Origin of the sequence: Frigidibacter albus (assembly GCF_009908165.1) — a bacterium.
Lineage (GTDB): Bacteria > Pseudomonadota > Alphaproteobacteria > Rhodobacterales > Rhodobacteraceae > Frigidibacter > Frigidibacter albus.
On sequence record NZ_JAAAUC010000002.1, the window covers coordinates 292,954 to 308,542 of the forward strand.

Genomic DNA, 15,589 nt, shown 5'->3' on the forward strand with positions numbered 1-15,589 from the left:
GCAGTATGGGACGAGTAGGGCACGAACCGGTCTGGGCGCTTGGCACCATGTCCGGCACCTCGCTGGACGGGGTCGATGCGGCGCTGGTGCTGACCGACGGCCATGTGATCCATGAGTTCGGCAAGGCGGCCTACCGTCCCTATTCCGGCGCCGAGCGCGCCGTGCTGCGCGCCGCGCTTGGCCGCTGGCCGGGGGAGGCGGGCGTGGCCGAGGCTGCCGAGGTGGTGGAGACGGCCCATGCCGAACTGCTCTCGCGCTTTGACGGGGCCGATCTGGTGGGCTTCCACGGCCAGACCCTCGCCCATGATCCGCGCGGGCAGGGCACCCATCAGGCCGGGAATGGCGCGGTGCTGGCGGCGGTGCTGGACCTGCCGGTGGTGTGGGATTTCCGAACCTCGGACGTGACGCTTGGCGGGCAGGGCGCGCCGCTGGCGCCGTTCTACCATTTCGCCTGTGCGCGGTTCATCGGCGCAACCGAGCCGCTGGCCTTCCTCAACCTTGGCGGTGTCGGCAACCTGACATGGGCGGACCCCGCCTTGCCGGGGCCCGAGGTGCCGGGCGCGCTGCTGGCCTTCGACACCGGCCCCGCCAATGCGCCGGTGAACGACCTGATGCAGGCGCGGCGCGGGCTTGCGCAGGACGAGGGCGGGGCGCTGGCAGCCAAGGGTGTGGTGGACGATGCGGTGATCGAGGCCTTCCTAGCGCACCCGTATTTCTACAAGATGCCTCCGAAGTCCCTGGACCGGAACGATTTCGCCGGATTGCTGGAGGCCGTCGCCGCCCTCTCAGATGCCGATGCCGCAGCCACCCTCACCGCCGCCGCCGCCGCTGCCGTCGCGCGGGGTGCCGAGCATTTCCCGCGCCCGCCGAGCCAAATTCTGGTGGGCGGCGGTGGGCGGCACAATGCCACGCTGATGGCGATGCTGGCCGACAGGCTGGCCTGCCCGGTGCAGCCGGTCGAAGCCGTGGGTCTGGAGGGCGACATGCTGGAGGCGCAGGCCTTCGCCTTCCTCGCCGTCCGGGTGCAGCGCGGCATGGCGACCAGCTGCCCCGCCACCACCGGCGTTGCGGCGGCGGTCGGCGGCGGGCGGATCAGCCGGCCCGGCGCTTGAACATCGACACGGAATAGAGCACCAGCGCGCCCCAGATCATCGCAAAGCCCGTGGCCTGCGCCAGCCCGAACGGCTCGCCGAACACGAACACCGCGGTCAGGAAGATCATCGTCGGCGCGATGTATTGCATGATCCCGATGGTCGACAGCCGCAGCCGCTTCGCGCCATTGGCATAAAGGATCAGCGGCACCGCCGTCACCAGCCCGCAGCCCAGAAGCAGGCCCGTGTCCAGCGGGGTTCCCACCAGGAAATGCCCCTGGCCGCTATAGGCCAGCCAGCCCAGCCAGATCAGCGCCGGCGGGGTCAGCATCAGCACCTCGAGGAAGAAGCCCTGATTGGGGCCGATGGGCAGCTGCTTCTTCAGGTAGGCATAGGCGCCCCAGGTCAGCATCAGGGCAATCGCCACCACCGGCAGCTTGCCAAGCTGCACGGTCAGCACGACGACCGCGAGGGCCGCAAGGGCAATGGCCGCCTTCTGCAGACCCGAGGGCCGCTCTCCCAGCAGCACCGCCCCCAGCAGGATGCTGAACAGCGGGTTGATGTAATAGCCAAGCGCGGCGTCCAGCGCGTGATCGTTGACAATGGCCCAGATGTAGATACCCCAGTTGACCGAGATCAGCGCCGCCGTCACCGCCGCCATCCCGATCATCCGCGGGGTTTGCAGGGCGCGCTTCAGGTCGGCGGTGCGGCGCGAGACGATCAGCACGACACCCGCCACCGGCAGCGACCACAGCGCCCGGTGGGCGATGATCTCGACCGGCGGGATATGCGCCAGCGCCTTCATGTAGAGCGGCAGGAAGCCCCAGAGCAGGTAGGCGCCAAGCGCAAAGCCGAAGCCGGCAAGGCTGTCTTCGTTCCGGGGCGGGGGGAGGGGCGTGTCGGTCATGTCCCGGGGTCTAACCAGCGGGCGGGGCCGCCGCCAATGCAAACTTGTGCCGGTGACAATCGCCGTGCGGTGGGCAGCGATTGACGTGGATCAAGGCAGCCGCGCGGGACCGCCCGCAGGCTTGCCCCGTCCCCCATCACCCCGGAGAACCCCCATGCCGCTGTCCGACCCCCAGAAGACGCAGATCCAAGACGGGTTCGCGCGCTTGCGCCATGCCATGCAACCCGCCTCGCTGGCCTTCTACGAGGCGTTCTTCCGCCGCCGTCCCGACCTGCGGCCGATGTTCCGCGACGATCTGGCCGGGCAGGGGATGCGGTTCATGGCGACGCTTGGGCTGGTCGTCGATGCGCTCGACACGCCCGAGATGCTGGCCGATCGGCTGGCCGAACTGGGCCGGGGCCATGCCGCGCTCGGGGTGCAGGCCGAGCATTTCGCCCCGATGGGCGAGGCGCTGATCGAAACGTTGCAGGCGGAGTTCGGGCCGGAGTTCACGCCCGAGGCCGAGGCCGCCTGGCGCGCCGCCTATGCCGAGGTTGCCCGCCAGCTTGTCGCCAGCGGGCATCTTGCCTGATGCAAGCGGGGGCCGCGGCCCCTGCGCTTAGCTGCGCAGGATGCTGCGGCCGGCATATTCGGCGGTTTCGCCCAGCATTTCCTCGATGCGGATCAGCTGGTTGTATTTCGCCAGCCGGTCCGACCGCGACATGCTGCCGGTCTTGATCTGCCCGCAATTGGTGGCGACGGCCAGATCGGCGATGATCGTGTCCTCGGTCTCGCCCGAGCGGTGGCTCATCACGCTGGTAAAGCGGGCGCGGTTGGCCATGTTCACCGCGTCCAGCGTCTCGGTCAGGGTGCCGATCTGGTTGACCTTGACCAGAAGCGAGTTGGCGCAGCCTTCCTTGATGCCGCGGGCCAGACGCTCGGGGTTGGTGACGAACAGGTCGTCGCCCACCAGCTGGATCTTGTTGCCAAGCCGGTCGGTCAGCAGCTTCCAGCCCTCCCAGTCGTCTTCCGAGCAGCCGTCTTCGATCGAGATGATCGGGTAATCGGCGCAAAGCGCGGCGAGGTAGTCGACATTCTCACCGGCAGAGAAGGTTTTTCCTTCCCCTGCCATGACATACGAGCCGTTCTTGAAGTACTCCGTCGCCGCGCAGTCCAGTGCCAGATAGATATCCTCGCCCGGTTTGTAGCCAGCCTTCTCGATGGATTTCATAATCAGGTCAAGGGCTTCGCGGGTGGAGCTAATGTTGGGCGCAAACCCGCCCTCATCGCCGATAGACGTCGACAGACCGGCTGCCGAAAGTTCTTTCTTCAGCGTGTGGAAAACCTCCGACCCCATCTGGATCGCGCCGCGGATGTCATGCGCGGCGACCGGCATGATCATGAATTCCTGGATGTCGATCGGGTTGTCGGCATGTTCGCCGCCGTTGATGATGTTCATCATCGGTACCGGCAGCACCCGCGCGGCGGTGCCGCCGACGTAGCGATAGAGCGGCTGCGAGGTGAAATCGGCGGCCGCCTTGGCAATCGCCAGCGACACGCCGAGGATCGCGTTCGCGCCGAGGCGGCCCTTGTTCGGGGTGCCGTCCATCTCGATCATCATGCGGTCCAGCATCACCTGCTCGGTCGCGTCCTCGCCCACCAGGTTCTCGGCGATCTCGCCGTTCACCGCAGCGACGGCATCCAGCACGCCCTTGCCGAAGTAGCGCGAGGCGTCGCCGTCGCGCTTTTCCACCGCCTCATGCGCGCCGGTCGAGGCGCCCGAGGGCACCGCGGCGCGGCCCATGGTGCCGTCTTCGAGGATCACATCCACCTCGACCGTGGGGTTGCCGCGACTGTCGAGGATTTCCCGCGCGTGGATGTCGATGATCGTGCTCATGTCCTGTCCTTCCGTGTCAGTGGTACGCCGTAAAGCTCCAGCCGGTGGCCCTTCAGCGCGTATCCAAGTTTGCGTGCGATCCTGTCTTGCAGTTCCTCGATGTCGGGATCGAGAAACTCGATCACCTCGCCGGTCTGCATGTCGATCAGGTGGTCGTGGTGGTCGCGGGTGCTGTCCTCATAGCGGGCGCGCCCGTCGCCGAATTCGTGCCGGTCGAGGATGCCCGATTCCTCGAACAGCTTCACGGTGCGGTAGACCGTGGCGATAGAGATCTTGGGGTCGATGGCGCAGGCGCGGTTGTACAGCGCCTCGACATCGGGGTGGTCGTCGGCGCCTTCCAGCACCCGCGCGATCACCTTGCGCTGTTCGGTCAGCCGCAGGCCCCGCGCCTCGCAGCGGGCGATGATCGTCTGTGCGCCGTTCTCGCCGCTGTCCTGGGCCATGCGCCTTGCCTCCACCGCCTCTTGTGCCGGGGTTTACGCGGTTTGTGCGCGCGCGAAAAGCCCTGCATCCCCGGTGTTTGCGCAAACCTGCCGCCGGGGCCAGTCGGTTGGTCGGGGTCGCGGGCGCAAAGCCTCATGTCGCGGGCGGGTTTGCAGCCGTGCGCGGGGCGGGCTAGAGCTGCGGGGGGAGGACCGCCATGCAGCGCAAGGACCGGATCGACATGTTTGGCGCGGTCTCGCTGACCGGGTTCGCGCTGTTCCTGGCCATCAACCAGGTGGTGATCAAGCTGGTGAACGAGGGGTTGCAGCCGGTGTTCTTTGCCGGGGCGCGCTCGGCCCTCGCAGTGCTGTGCCTCTGGGCCTTCATGGCCTGGCGCGGCCGCCCGCCGCGGCTGAGCCGCGCGATGGCGGTGCCGGGGCTGCTGATCGGCCTGTGCTTCTCGGCCGAGTTCCTGCTGCTGTTCCTGGCGCTGGACCTGACCACCGTCACCCGCAGCGCGATCCTGTTCTATTCGATGCCGGTCTGGATGGCGATCGGCGCGCATCTGTGGATGCCGGGGGAGCGGATCGGCCCGGCCAAGGCGGTGGGCCTCGCGCTGGCGCTGGCGGGGGTCAGTTGGGCGCTGCTCGACCGGGCGGCAGGCGCACCCGCCCCGGGGCAGGCGCCAAGCCTTCTGGGGGATCTCTGCGCGCTTGGCGCCGCCATCGGCTGGGCCGCCACCGCGCTGATGGCCCGCGCGACCCGGCTGCGGGGTGAGCGGCCAGAGATGCAGCTGTTCTGGCAGGTGCTGGTCTCGGCCCCGGTGCTGCTGATCGCGGCGCCGCTGTTCGGGCCGCTGATCCGCGAGTTGCAACCTGTCCACATCGCCGGGCTGGTCTTCCACGCCGTCGCCGTGGTCTCCGCCGGGTTCATGTTCTGGCTGTGGCTGCTGTCGGTCTACCCTGTCTCGGGCGTCGCCAGCTTTTCCTTCCTCAGCCCGGTGTTCAGCGTCGGGCTGGGTTGGGCGCTTCTGGGCGAGCAGGTGGGCCTGTCGCTGATCGGCGCGCTGGTGCTGGTGGCGGTGGGGATCGTGCTGATCAACCGGCCGCGGCGGGCTGTCGCGCTTTAGCGTCCATCCGCACATCGGCCCAGATCGGCAGATGGTCCGAGGCAACGCGCGCCAGCGGCGTGTCGAGCACGCCCGCATCCAAGAGGTGCAGCCCCATCCCAAGCGCCACCCGGTCCAGCCGGCCAATGGGTTGGCTCGCCGGGAAGCTGCGGCCGGGGGCATGGACGTGGAAGGCGTCGGTCAAGGGCTCCATCCCGCCCGAGACCGACCATTCGTTGAAATCGCCAAGGATTACCGTAGGCATGTCCGCGTGGCCTGCCAGTGCCTCCCGGATCGCCGCCAGCTGCAACCGCCGCCAGCGCCGCATCAGCCCCAGATGCACGCAGACCACGCGGTAGGGCGCGCCGCCCCCCGCCACCTCCACCGCCAGCGCGCCGCGCGGCTCCAGCGCCGGCAGCTCCAGCCGCTCGATGCGCTGAGCCACCAGCCCCCGGCGCAGCAGCACCGTCTGCCCATGCCAGCCAAGGCTCTCGGGGGACTGCGCCGCATCCACGGGCGCAAAATCCGTCTGCGCCGCGATCAGGCCCGGGGGCAGCGCGAAGGGCCGCGGCGCATAGCGCCGGTCGACCTCCTGCAGCGCAACCACATCGGCGGACAGGGCGTTGATCACGTCAAGGGTCCGCCCCGGCAGGCGTTGCCGGTCGGAGCCAAGGCATTTGCGGATATTGTAGCTGGCAAGTCGGGTGCGCATATCGTTGATATAAGACCGGACGACAGCCGGAAAAAGCGGGCAGGGGAAGAAGATGGCCGAGACCGGCAGTTGGAGGGCGAAATTCCGCAGGCAGCCCTATGTGGTGCAACTCATATGGGCGAGTCTTGCACTGGCTTTCATCGTCGCGGCGGCGACGCTGAACTGGTCGCTGGCCTTCATCGCGGCGGCGACGTTCCTTTTGTCGCTGGCGCCGATCCTGTTCGTGCGGCGCATCGGGGTGCAGCTGCCGATGTCGTTCTTCGCCGGGATCGTGATCTTCATCTATGCGACGATCTTCCTTGGCGAGGCCTTCGACTTCTACAACCGCTACGCCTGGTGGGACGTGATGTTGCATGGCGGCTCGGCGCTTGGCTTCGGGCTGATCGGCTTCCTGTTCGTGTTCACCATGTTCGAGGGCGACCGCTATGCCGCCCCCGCCTGGGCGATGGCCTTCATCGCCTTCAGCTTCGCCGTCACCATCGGCGCGCTGTGGGAGATTTTCGAGTTCTTCATGGACCAGACCTTCGGGCTGAACATGCAAAAATCCGGCCTGGTCGATACGATGTGGGACCTGATCGTCGATGTGATCGGCGGGTCCTTCGGCGCCTTCTCGGGGTTCCTGTTCCTCAAGGGCCGGCAACTCGGCGGCTTCACCGGCGTGCTCCACGAGTTCATCCAGAAGAACCGCCAGCTGTTCCGGCGCCTGCGCAAATAGCGCCGCTCAGGTGCCGCAATACGTGCGCTGCACCCGCTGCTCGGGCCAGGGCGCGGCGCGCAGGGGATCGTCCTGCGCGGCGTCATAGGGCGCGGCCAGCGCGGCGTTCAGCGCATGGAACGGGGCGAAGTCGCCCGCGGTGGCGGCCACGATCGCCTCCTCCACCCGGTGATTGCGCGGGATGATCGCGGGGTTGACGCCCGCCATCCGCGCCTCGGCCCCCGGCGCGTCCTGCGCCAGCCGGGACTGCCAACCGGGGGCCCAGGTGTCGAAGGCGGCGGGGTCCAGGAATTCGTCCCGCGCCCGCCCCTCGGCGAGCCCGCGGAAAGTGCGGGTGAAATCGGCGCGCTCCACCGCCATCCGGGTCAGCAGCGCCTCGATCAGCGGCCGGTCGGATTCGGTGGGGGTGGTCAGCCCCAGCTTCGCCCCGAACTTGGCAATCCACGCAGCCTGATAGATCTCGGCAAAGCGGTGGATCGCGGCGGTCGCCACCTCCACCGCCGCTGCCTCGGACCCTTCCGACCCCGCGATCAGCGGCAGCAGGCAGCTGGCCAGTTGCGCGAGATTCCAGACCGCGATCTGCGGCTGGTTGGCATAGGCATAGCGGCCCTGGCTGTCGATGGACGAGAACACGGTGTCCGGGTGGTATTCGTCCATGAAGGCGCAGGGGCCATAGTCGATGGTCTCGCCCGACACCGCCATGTTGTCGGTGTTCATCACCCCGTGGATGAAGCCAAGCGCCATCCATTCCGCGATCAGCCGCGCCTGCGCTGCCACCACGGCATCAAGCAGCGCCAGTGGGCCATCGGCAACGGGATAGTGCCGCGCGATCACGTGATCCGTCAGCAGCTGCAGCGCCTCGGTATCCTGCCGCGCGGCGAAGAACTGGAAGGTGCCGACGCGGATATGGCTCGCCGCCACCCGCAGCAGCACCGCGCCGGGCAGGGCGCGCCCGTCGCGGATCACGCTCTCGCCGGTGGTGGCCGCCGCCAGCGCCCGCGTCGTCGGAACCCCAAGCGCCGCCATCGCCTCCGACACCAGATATTCGCGCAGGACCGGCCCCAGCCAGGCCCGCCCATCGCCGCGGCGCGAGAAGGGGGTGGGGCCGGAGCCTTTCAGTTGCAGATCGACCCGCCCGAGCGGGCTGACGATCTCGCCCAGCAGAAGCGCGCGCCCGTCGCCAAGTCGCGGCGACCAGCCGCCGAACTGGTGCCCGGCATAGGCCTGCGCCAGCGGCTCCGCGCCCCCCGGCACCAGATTACCCGCGACCATCGCCACCCCGTCGGCCGACGCCAGCGCCTCGGGGTCGAGGTCCAAGGCCCGCGCCAGGCCCACATTCACCGCAATCCGCCCCGGCGCCTTCACCGGCGTGGGCGCCTGGCGCACATGAAACCGGATGGGCAGCCGGGCATAGCTGTTGTCGAAAGGCAGGGTCAGGGTCATCGCACATCTCCTCTGGCCCCTCGATATGGGCATGGAACCGGCCGTGGAAAACCCCGCGCCCCTTCCCCATTCTTGCTGGCAAAAATATCCCGGGGGGAGTCTCCGAAGGAGACGGGGGGCAGCGCCCCCCTCTTGCTACAGCCGACCAATCCGCTCCGTCAGCAGCGCGAAGAACCCCGCCGCATCCAGATCGCCCATGAACATCGCATTGGGCTGGCGGCCCGACACCCGCCACCAGTCGGCGACGGTCATGCCGGCGGTGAACTCGCCGCGGGTCTCGATTTCCACATTGATATGGCGGCCGGAGAACAGGTCCGGCTGCAGCAGATAGGCGACGGTGCAGGGGTCATGCAGCGGCGCGCCCTCGCTGCCGTATTTCGCCATGTCGAAACGCTCGAAGAAATCGGTCCAGCCGGCGACGGCATGGCCCACCGGCGTGCCAAGCGCGCGGAAGGCTTCGACGCGGGCGCGAGTAGTCAGCGCCTTGTGGGTCACGTCGAGGGGCATCACCACCAGAGGAACGCCGCTTTTGAACACGATTTCAGCGGCTTCCGGGTCGACATGAATGTTGAATTCCGCCGCCGGGGTGATGTTGCCGACCTCGAAATACGCGCCCCCCATCAGCACCACTTCGCACACGCGGCTGGCGATGTCGGGCGCGCGCTGGAAGGCGGTGGCGAGGTTGGTGAGCGGGCCGAGCGCGCAGAGCGTCACCGATCCCGGGGTCTGCGCGCGCAGCGTGTCGATCAGGAAATCCACCGCATGGCCCTCCTCCATCGGCATTGCCGGGTCCGGCAGGTTGGTGCCGTCGAGGCCGCTCTTGCCATGCACATGTTCGGCGGTGATCAGGTGGCGGGTCAGCGGGCGCTCGCAGCCGGCGAAGACCTTCATCTCGGGGCGCCCGGCCAGCTCGCAGATCACCCTTGCGTTGCGGGTGGTCAGCGGCAGCGGCACGTTGCCGGCGACGCAGGTCAGCCCCAGCACATCCAGCTCGGGACTGGCCAGCGCCAGCAAGATCGCCACGGCGTCATCCTGCCCCGGATCGGTGTCGATGATGATCTTGCGCGGTTTGGTCATGCGTCCTCCGGGATTTCGCGCGCAGGGTGACGAGGGCCGGCGCGGAAGTAAAGGGAGCGCATGAAAAAGGCGGCCCGGAGGCCGCCTTTGTGCAGTAATTTCAACGGGTCAGCCGTCGAAGTTAACCTCTTCGATCAGCTTCAGCGCGGCGGGGCGCAGCTTGGCGATCTCGATCAGGCTCAGCGTGTCGGGGGTGAACTCGCCCCAGCTTGCCACCAGCTCGGACCGCGCGACGCCCGGCTTGACCGGGAATTCGTTGTTGGTTTCGGCATAGATTTCCTGCGCCGCGTCCGAGGCGAGGTATTCCATCAGCTGCAGCGCCGCGTCCTTGTTCGGGGCCGACTTGGTCATCGCCACGCCCGAGATGTTGAGGTGGGTGCCGCCCTCTGCAAAGGTCGGGAACACGATGCGCACCGACTCCGCCCAAGGCAGCTGCTCGGGATCGGCGAGCATCTGGCCCATGTAATAGGTGTTGCCAAGGCTGATGTCGCATTCGCCCGACCAGATCGACTTGACCTGACCGCGGTCATTGCCCTCGGGCTTTTTCGCCAGGTTGCCCTTCACGGCTTCCAGCCAGGTACGGGTCTCTTCCTCGCCGTGATGGGCGAGATAGGCGGCGGCCAGCGCCACGTTGTAGTCGTTGGTGCCGGGGCGGGTGCAGATGCGGCCCTGCCATTTCGGATCGGCCAGATCCTCATAGGTGGTCACCTCGCCATCGGCGACGCGCTCCTTGCTGGCATAGACGATGCGGGCGCGGCTGGTCAGGCCGAACCAGTGGCCTTCGGGATCGCGCAGTTCGGCGGGGATCGCGGCGTTCAGCGCATCCGAGGTCACAGCCTGCGTCACGCCGGCATTCACCACTTCCGACAGGCGGGCGATGTCGACGGTCATCACCAGATCGGCCGGCGAGCGGTCTCCCTCGGCGGTCAGTCGCTCGACCATGCCCTTGTCGACGAAGGCGACGTTGACCGGAATGCCGGTCTCGGCGGTGAAGGCGTCGAACAGCGGCTGCACCAGTTCGGGCTGGCGATGCGAATAGACATTCACTTCATCGGCCAGGACCGGGGCGGCGATTGCAGTGGCAGCCGTGGCGAGAAGGGCAAGACGGAACGACATGAGATTCCTCCAGAGTAAAAGCGTCAGGAATGCTTAAGCCGCAACGCGCGCCGCCGGTCAATACCTGAGTGAAGCTCTCATGAATTTTGCGTGGCGGTCAGAGCCGGGGGCTGGCCTCAGCCCTTCGCCGCCTTTTCGGCCGCCTTGGCCGCATTCCACAGCGCGTCCATTTCCGCCAGTGTGCTGTCCTCGGGGCGGCGGCCGCCCTTGGCCAGCGCCGCCTCGATGCTGGCAAAGCGGCGGATGAACTTGGCATTGGCGGCGCGCAGGGCGGCCTCGGGATCGACCTGCAGGTGGCGGGCGAGGTTGGCCATGACGAACAAGAGGTCACCCATCTCCTCGGCCACCTCGTCCTGCGTCAGGCTGTCCTTCGCCTCGACCAGCTCGCGCGCCTCTTCGACGACCTTGTCCAGCACTTCGGTGGTCGAGGGCCAGTCGAACCCCACCCGCGCCGCGCGCTTTTGCAGCTTCAGCGCCCGCAGCAGGGCCGGCAGGCCGGGGGCGACACCGTCCAGAACGCCGGTCTCGGCCTTGGCGGCGCGCTCGGCGGCCTTGATCCGCTCCCAGTCCACCGTCTGCTGATCGGCGGACTTGTCGCGGGATTCGTCCCCGAACACATGCGGGTGGCGGGCGACCATCTTGTCGGCGACGCCCCTGGTGACGCTGTGAAAGTCGAAATGCCCCGCCTCGGCGCCGATCTGGGCGTGATAGACCACCTGCAAAAGCAGGTCGCCAAGCTCGCCTTGCAGCTCGGCCCAGGCCTGCCGCTCGATGGCGTCCGCCACCTCATAGGCCTCCTCGATCGTATAGGGCGCGATGGTGGCGAAGGTCTGGACCAGATCCCAGGGGCAGCCGGTTTCCGGGTCGCGCAGCTGGGCCATGATTTCTAGCAGGCGCGGCAACCCGCCCTCGGAGTCATGGACGAGGGCGTCGGAAATTTGGGAGGGGTGTGTCATTGCGGATGCCTGCAAGATCGCGTCATCTGCGCCTAGCAGAAACCGCCCGCGAGTGTCCACCATGCCCGTCCTGAACCGGATCGCCGATTACGCCCCCCAGATGACCGCCTGGCGGCGGCACCTGCACCAGCACCCCGAACTGGGATTCGAGTGCCATGAGACGGCGGCCTTCATCGTGGAGCGGCTGCGCGAGATTGGCGTCGATGAGATCCATGAGGGGATCGGGCGCACCGGCGTTGTGGCGATAATCAACGGCAGCGGTGCGGGGCCGACCGTGGGCCTGCGCGCCGACATGGACGCGCTGCCGATCGTGGAGGCGACGGGCAAGCCCTATGCCTCCACCGTGCCGGGGCGGATGCATGCCTGCGGGCATGACGGCCATGTCACCATGCTGCTGGGGGCGGCGAAATACCTGGCGGAAACGCGGCGCTTTGCGGGCCGGGTGGCGCTGATCTTCCAGCCGGCGGAAGAGGATGGCGGCGGTGGCCTCGCGATGGTGGAAGACGGGATGATGGACCGCTTCGACATCCATGAGGTCTACGGCATCCACAACAGCCCCAACACGCCCTTCGGCCATTTCCACACCGCGCCCGGCGCGCTGATGGCGGCGGTGGATACGGCCTGGGTGTACCTGACCGGCAAGGGTGGCCACGGCGCCACCCCGCATGAAACGGTGGACCCGATCCCGGCGGCGGTGGGGATGATCGGCGCGTTGCAGACCGTGGTGTCGCGCAACGTGCATGCGCTCGATGAGCTGGTGATCTCGGTCACCCAGATCCACTCCGGCACCGCCAGCAACATCATCCCCGAGGAGGCCTGGTTCTGCGCCACCATCCGCAGCTTCACCCCCGAGGTGCGGGCGCTGGCGAAGACGCGGTTCCATGCGATTGTCGAGGGCCACGCGGCGGCCTATGGGGTCGCGGCGCGGGTGGAGTATGACTGGGGCTATCCGCCGACGGTGAACCACGCGGCGCAGGCGGGCTTTGCCGCCGAGGTGGCGCGCGAGATTTCCGGCGAGGCGGCAGTGCTGGCCGATGCGCCCAAGGAAATGGGCGCCGAGGATTTCAGCTACATGCTTGAGGCGCGGCCGGGGGCCTATCTCTTCCTCGGCACCGGGCCGGGGGCGGGGCTGCATCACGCCGGCTTCGACTTCAACGACGAGGCGGCTCCGGTCGGGGCCAGCTTCTTCGCGCGGCTGGTGGAACGGGCGCTGCCGCTGGGTTAACGCGGCAGGGGCCCATCGCGCAGGGCATAGGCGGTGTAGGCCGCGCGCAGGGCGAGGCGCCGGAGGCTCGGCAACGGAAAGCGGCGTGGGGGCGTGGTGAGGAGGGCGGGCAGGGTCGTCGGCGCTCCAACGATCAGCCGCGCCACCTCGGCCCCGCCAAGCGAGGCGGCGGCGACGCCGTTGCCATGCCAGCCGAAGGCGGCGAAGAGGCCTGGCGCGCCGGGGACCGGGCCGACATAGGGTGCGAGGCTGCCGGTGAGGCAGGCCAATCCCGACCAGGCGGTTTCGGTTTGTGCATGGCGCCACGCCGGAAACAGCGCCTCGAAATGCTTGCGCAGCCGGGCGAGAGTCTCCGCCTCGGCCTTGGGCCGGGCCGAGAGCCCGCCGCGCATCCCGAAGAGGAAGCGGCCGCCCCCTGAAGAATCGGCCGGCAGATGCCGGAAGTAATGCAGCAGATGCCGCGAATCATAGCTCATCAGCGGCGAGGTGAACCCCTGCGCCGCGCGCTCCTCCGCAGTCAGTGGCCGGGTGACAAGAATGGCCGAGAACACCGGCAGGGTGCGGCCGGAAAGCCAGGGCTGCAGATCCTCGGGCGCATAGCCATTGCCGGCGATCAGCACCTTGGCCGCGGTCAGGCTGCCGGAGGGCGTGGTCAGCCGCCAGCCGCCCGCTACCTCCTCCAGCCGCGTCACCGGGCTCTGGCCCCAGATCCGCGCGCCTGCGCCAGAGACTGCCTGCGCCAGCCCCTGCACATAGCGCATCGGGTCCAGCGGGAATCCCTCCGCCCCAAGCGCCGCGCCAAAGAAGCCCGGCCCGGCCAGCCCCTGCTCCGCCAGCGCGCCCGCCGGGATAAGCCGCGGCGCAGCGCCATGCAGGGCTGCCTCCGCTTCGGCCCCCGCCTGCAGCGCGGCAAAGGCGGCAGGCGAATGCGCCAGCAGCGCCTCGCCCTGCGGCCCCTGGCGCGCGTCAATCTCCTCCGCCTCCAGCAGCGCCGCGACATGGGTAATTGCCCGCCGCTGATAGGCCCGCCAGTCCCGCGCCCCCTGCATCCCGTGCCGCGCGACCACGGCCGCATCGTCGAGCTTGGCCCCGCCCAGACAGCAGAACCCGCCATTGCGCCCCGAGGCGCCCCAGCCCGGCTGCGCCGCCTCCAGCACCGCCACGTCCATGCCATGCCCGCGCGCCAGCGCCAGAGCCGCATTCAGCCCGGCATACCCCGCGCCGATCACCGCCACCTGCGCCCGCGCCTCGCCCTGAAGCGGCCCGAACGCCGGCAAAGGCGCCGTCCCCGCCCAATGGCTCCCCGGCCAGGCCGGATCATAGGCCGCCGCCTCATAGAACTGTCGCACCGCCACCCCTTCCCCTTTGCCTTTTCCAAATATCCCGGGGGGAGCGGGCCTGCCAAGGCCCGCCGGGGGGCAGCGCCCCCCTTCTGAACGTTCATGTGGGCAGCGCCCCCCCTCTTGCTTCCAACTCCCCGCTTGACTCCGCACCACGAGCAGGCCGAGGTCTTCGCACCACGGACAGGAGGACAGCATGGCCCTTGAAGACGCCAAAACCCAGGTCGATCTGGCCTTCACGCGCGCCGAAACCCGCGGGCTCGCCTTCGAGAATGCCTTTGGCGGCGCGACCAGCTTCCTGCGCAGGCGCTACACGAAGGACTTGGCCGGCGCCGATCTCGCCATCACCGGCGTGCCTTTCGACCAGGCGGTGACCCACCGCCCTGGCACCCGCTTCGGCCCGCGCGCGATCCGCGAGGCGAGCACCCTGCAGGCCTTCGATCCGCCCTATGGCTGGGGCTTCGATCCGCTGACCGAGTTCAGCATCGTCGATTATGGCGACCTGGCCTTCGATTACGCCAAGGTCGCCGACTTCCCGGGTGCCCTCACGGCGCATATCCGCACCATCCTGGCGGCAGGGCCGGGCACGATCACCCTTGGCGGCGATCACTACATCACCTTCCCGATCCTCAAGGCCTATGCCGAGAAGTTCGGGCCCCTGTCCTTGCTGCATTTCGATGCCCATTCCGACACCTGGGCGGATGACGACATGACCCGCATCGACCATGGCACCATGTTCTACAAGGCGGTGAAGCTGGGGCTGATCGATCCCGCGCGCTCGGTGCAGGTGGGCATCCGCACCGACAACCCCGATACGCTGGGTGTGCACATCATCGACGCGCGCGAGGTCCATGAGCGGGGGCCGGCGGCGGCGGTGGAGAAGATCCGCGGCATCCTCGGCGATCATCCCACCTACCTCACCTTCGACATCGACGCGCTCGACCCCGCCTTCGCGCCCGGCACCGGCACGCCGGTCTGGGGCGGGCTCCACAGCTGGCAGGCCGCGGCGATGCTGCGGGGTCTGGCCGGGATCAACCTTGTCGGGGGGGATGTGGTCGAGGTCTCGCCCCCCTATGACACCACCGGCGCCACCGCGATTGCCGGGGCGCATGTCGCCTATGAGCTGCTGGCGATGTATTGCTGGCGCAAGGCCGGGCGATGAGGTTCACCCTTGTTCTGCTGGTCCTGATGGCGCTTGGCGGGCTGGCCTGGGTGCGGCTGGCGCCTTCGGACCCGGGGCGCTGGCATGTGAACCCGCTGACCGCGCGCGACCCCGGCAGCCCGAACTTCGCGCGGATTCCGCCGGGAGAGATCGTGACCGCCGAAGACCCCGCCACCCTTGCCGCGCGCATCGACGCGGCGCTGCTGGCGATGCCGCGGGTGACGCGGCTGGCGGGGGAGCCGAAGGGCGGCTTCGTCACCTACATCGCGCGCTCGCGGCTTCTGGGCTTTCCCGACTACGTCACCGTGCGCACCCTCGCCGCCGACCGCGGGGCGACCTTCGCGGCGCTGTCGCGGGCGCGGTTCGGGGCGTCGGATTTCGGGGTCAACGCCGCGCGGATGCAGGCCCTGCGCGACGCGCTGGAGTAGCGGCGCCGCT

16 protein-coding genes are annotated in these 15,589 nt (G+C 68.6%); 7 read left to right on the forward strand and 9 right to left on the reverse strand.

Annotated features, from left to right (window positions below):
* Positions 1-5: 5 nt before the first annotated feature.
* The gene (locus tag GVY41_RS03930) at positions 6-1,112 is read left to right on the forward strand and encodes an anhydro-N-acetylmuramic acid kinase (RefSeq protein ID WP_161343504.1); all 1,107 of its coding nucleotides are present in this window, start codon (positions 6-8) and stop codon (positions 1,110-1,112) included.
* Here GVY41_RS03930 and rarD read toward each other — a convergent pair.
* Entirely contained in the window at positions 1,093-1,998 is a 906-nt protein-coding gene (gene rarD / locus GVY41_RS03935; RefSeq protein WP_161343502.1) for an EamA family transporter RarD, read from the reverse strand. The genes GVY41_RS03930 and rarD overlap by 20 nt on opposite strands.
* Before the next feature lie 154 nt (positions 1,999-2,152).
* Between rarD and GVY41_RS03940 the strand changes: the two genes are divergently transcribed.
* A complete protein-coding gene (locus GVY41_RS03940; protein ID WP_161343500.1) occupies positions 2,153-2,569 on the forward strand; it encodes a globin domain-containing protein in 417 nt (138 codons plus the stop codon).
* Between the two features lie 27 nt (positions 2,570-2,596).
* On the opposite strand, the gene eno is transcribed toward GVY41_RS03940, so the two are convergent.
* Both eno and GVY41_RS03950 read right to left on the reverse strand, forming a co-directional pair.
* Positions 2,597-3,874 (reverse strand): phosphopyruvate hydratase, encoded by a 1,278-nt coding sequence (gene eno, locus GVY41_RS03945; RefSeq protein WP_161343498.1) that lies wholly within the window; start codon positions 3,872-3,874, stop codon positions 2,597-2,599.
* Complete coding sequence (locus GVY41_RS03950) at positions 3,871-4,317, reverse strand: Fur family transcriptional regulator (RefSeq protein WP_161343496.1); 447 nt, start codon at positions 4,315-4,317, stop codon at positions 3,871-3,873. The genes eno and GVY41_RS03950 overlap by 4 nt, the downstream gene beginning before the upstream one ends.
* Positions 4,318-4,514: 197 nt before the next feature.
* Here GVY41_RS03950 and GVY41_RS03955 point away from each other — a divergent pair, with 197 nt between their 5' ends.
* On the forward strand, positions 4,515-5,426 hold the full coding sequence (locus tag GVY41_RS03955) for a DMT family transporter (RefSeq protein WP_161343494.1): 912 nt from the start codon (positions 4,515-4,517) through the stop codon (positions 5,424-5,426).
* Here GVY41_RS03955 and GVY41_RS03960 read toward each other — a convergent pair.
* Positions 5,395-6,117, reverse strand: a complete 723-nt coding sequence (locus GVY41_RS03960; RefSeq protein WP_161343492.1) for an endonuclease/exonuclease/phosphatase family protein — start codon at positions 6,115-6,117, stop codon at positions 5,395-5,397. The two genes, GVY41_RS03955 and GVY41_RS03960, sit on opposite strands and share 32 nt — an antisense overlap.
* Before the next feature lie 52 nt (positions 6,118-6,169).
* Here GVY41_RS03960 and GVY41_RS03965 point away from each other — a divergent pair, with 52 nt between their 5' ends.
* On the forward strand, positions 6,170-6,832 hold the full coding sequence (locus GVY41_RS03965; RefSeq protein WP_161343490.1) for a DUF2238 domain-containing protein: 663 nt from the start codon (positions 6,170-6,172) through the stop codon (positions 6,830-6,832).
* A gap of 6 nt (positions 6,833-6,838) precedes the next feature.
* On the opposite strand, the gene GVY41_RS03970 is transcribed toward GVY41_RS03965, so the two are convergent.
* From GVY41_RS03970 to mazG, 4 genes are all read right to left on the reverse strand, one after another.
* On the reverse strand, positions 6,839-8,275 hold the full coding sequence (locus tag GVY41_RS03970) for a protein adenylyltransferase SelO (RefSeq protein ID WP_161343488.1): 1,437 nt from the start codon (positions 8,273-8,275) through the stop codon (positions 6,839-6,841).
* 135 nt (positions 8,276-8,410) lie between these two features.
* The gene (locus tag GVY41_RS03975) at positions 8,411-9,352 is read right to left on the reverse strand and encodes a nucleoside hydrolase (protein WP_161343486.1); all 942 of its coding nucleotides are present in this window, start codon (positions 9,350-9,352) and stop codon (positions 8,411-8,413) included.
* A gap of 108 nt (positions 9,353-9,460) precedes the next feature.
* Complete coding sequence (locus GVY41_RS03980; protein WP_161343484.1) at positions 9,461-10,468, reverse strand: Fe(3+) ABC transporter substrate-binding protein; 1,008 nt, start codon at positions 10,466-10,468, stop codon at positions 9,461-9,463.
* Positions 10,469-10,584: 116 nt separating this feature from the next.
* Complete coding sequence (gene mazG, locus GVY41_RS03985) at positions 10,585-11,424, reverse strand: nucleoside triphosphate pyrophosphohydrolase (RefSeq protein ID WP_161343482.1); 840 nt, start codon at positions 11,422-11,424, stop codon at positions 10,585-10,587.
* 61 nt (positions 11,425-11,485) lie between these two features.
* On the opposite strand from mazG, the gene GVY41_RS03990 reads away from it, so the two are divergent.
* A complete protein-coding gene (locus GVY41_RS03990; protein ID WP_161343481.1) occupies positions 11,486-12,649 on the forward strand; it encodes a M20 aminoacylase family protein in 1,164 nt (387 codons plus the stop codon).
* Here the strand turns inward: GVY41_RS03990 and GVY41_RS03995 are convergent.
* On the reverse strand, positions 12,646-13,998 hold the full coding sequence (locus GVY41_RS03995) for an NAD(P)/FAD-dependent oxidoreductase (protein WP_161343480.1): 1,353 nt from the start codon (positions 13,996-13,998) through the stop codon (positions 12,646-12,648). The genes GVY41_RS03990 and GVY41_RS03995 overlap by 4 nt on opposite strands.
* A 187-nt stretch (positions 13,999-14,185) precedes the next feature.
* Between GVY41_RS03995 and speB the strand changes: the two genes are divergently transcribed.
* Positions 14,186-15,151, forward strand: coding sequence for an agmatinase (speB, locus tag GVY41_RS04000; protein ID WP_161343479.1), 966 nt, complete (start codon positions 14,186-14,188; stop codon positions 15,149-15,151).
* Positions 15,148-15,579, forward strand: coding sequence for a DUF1499 domain-containing protein (locus GVY41_RS04005; protein ID WP_161343478.1), 432 nt, complete (start codon positions 15,148-15,150; stop codon positions 15,577-15,579). The genes speB and GVY41_RS04005 overlap by 4 nt, the downstream gene beginning before the upstream one ends.
* The last annotated feature ends 10 nt before the right edge of the window (positions 15,580-15,589 follow it).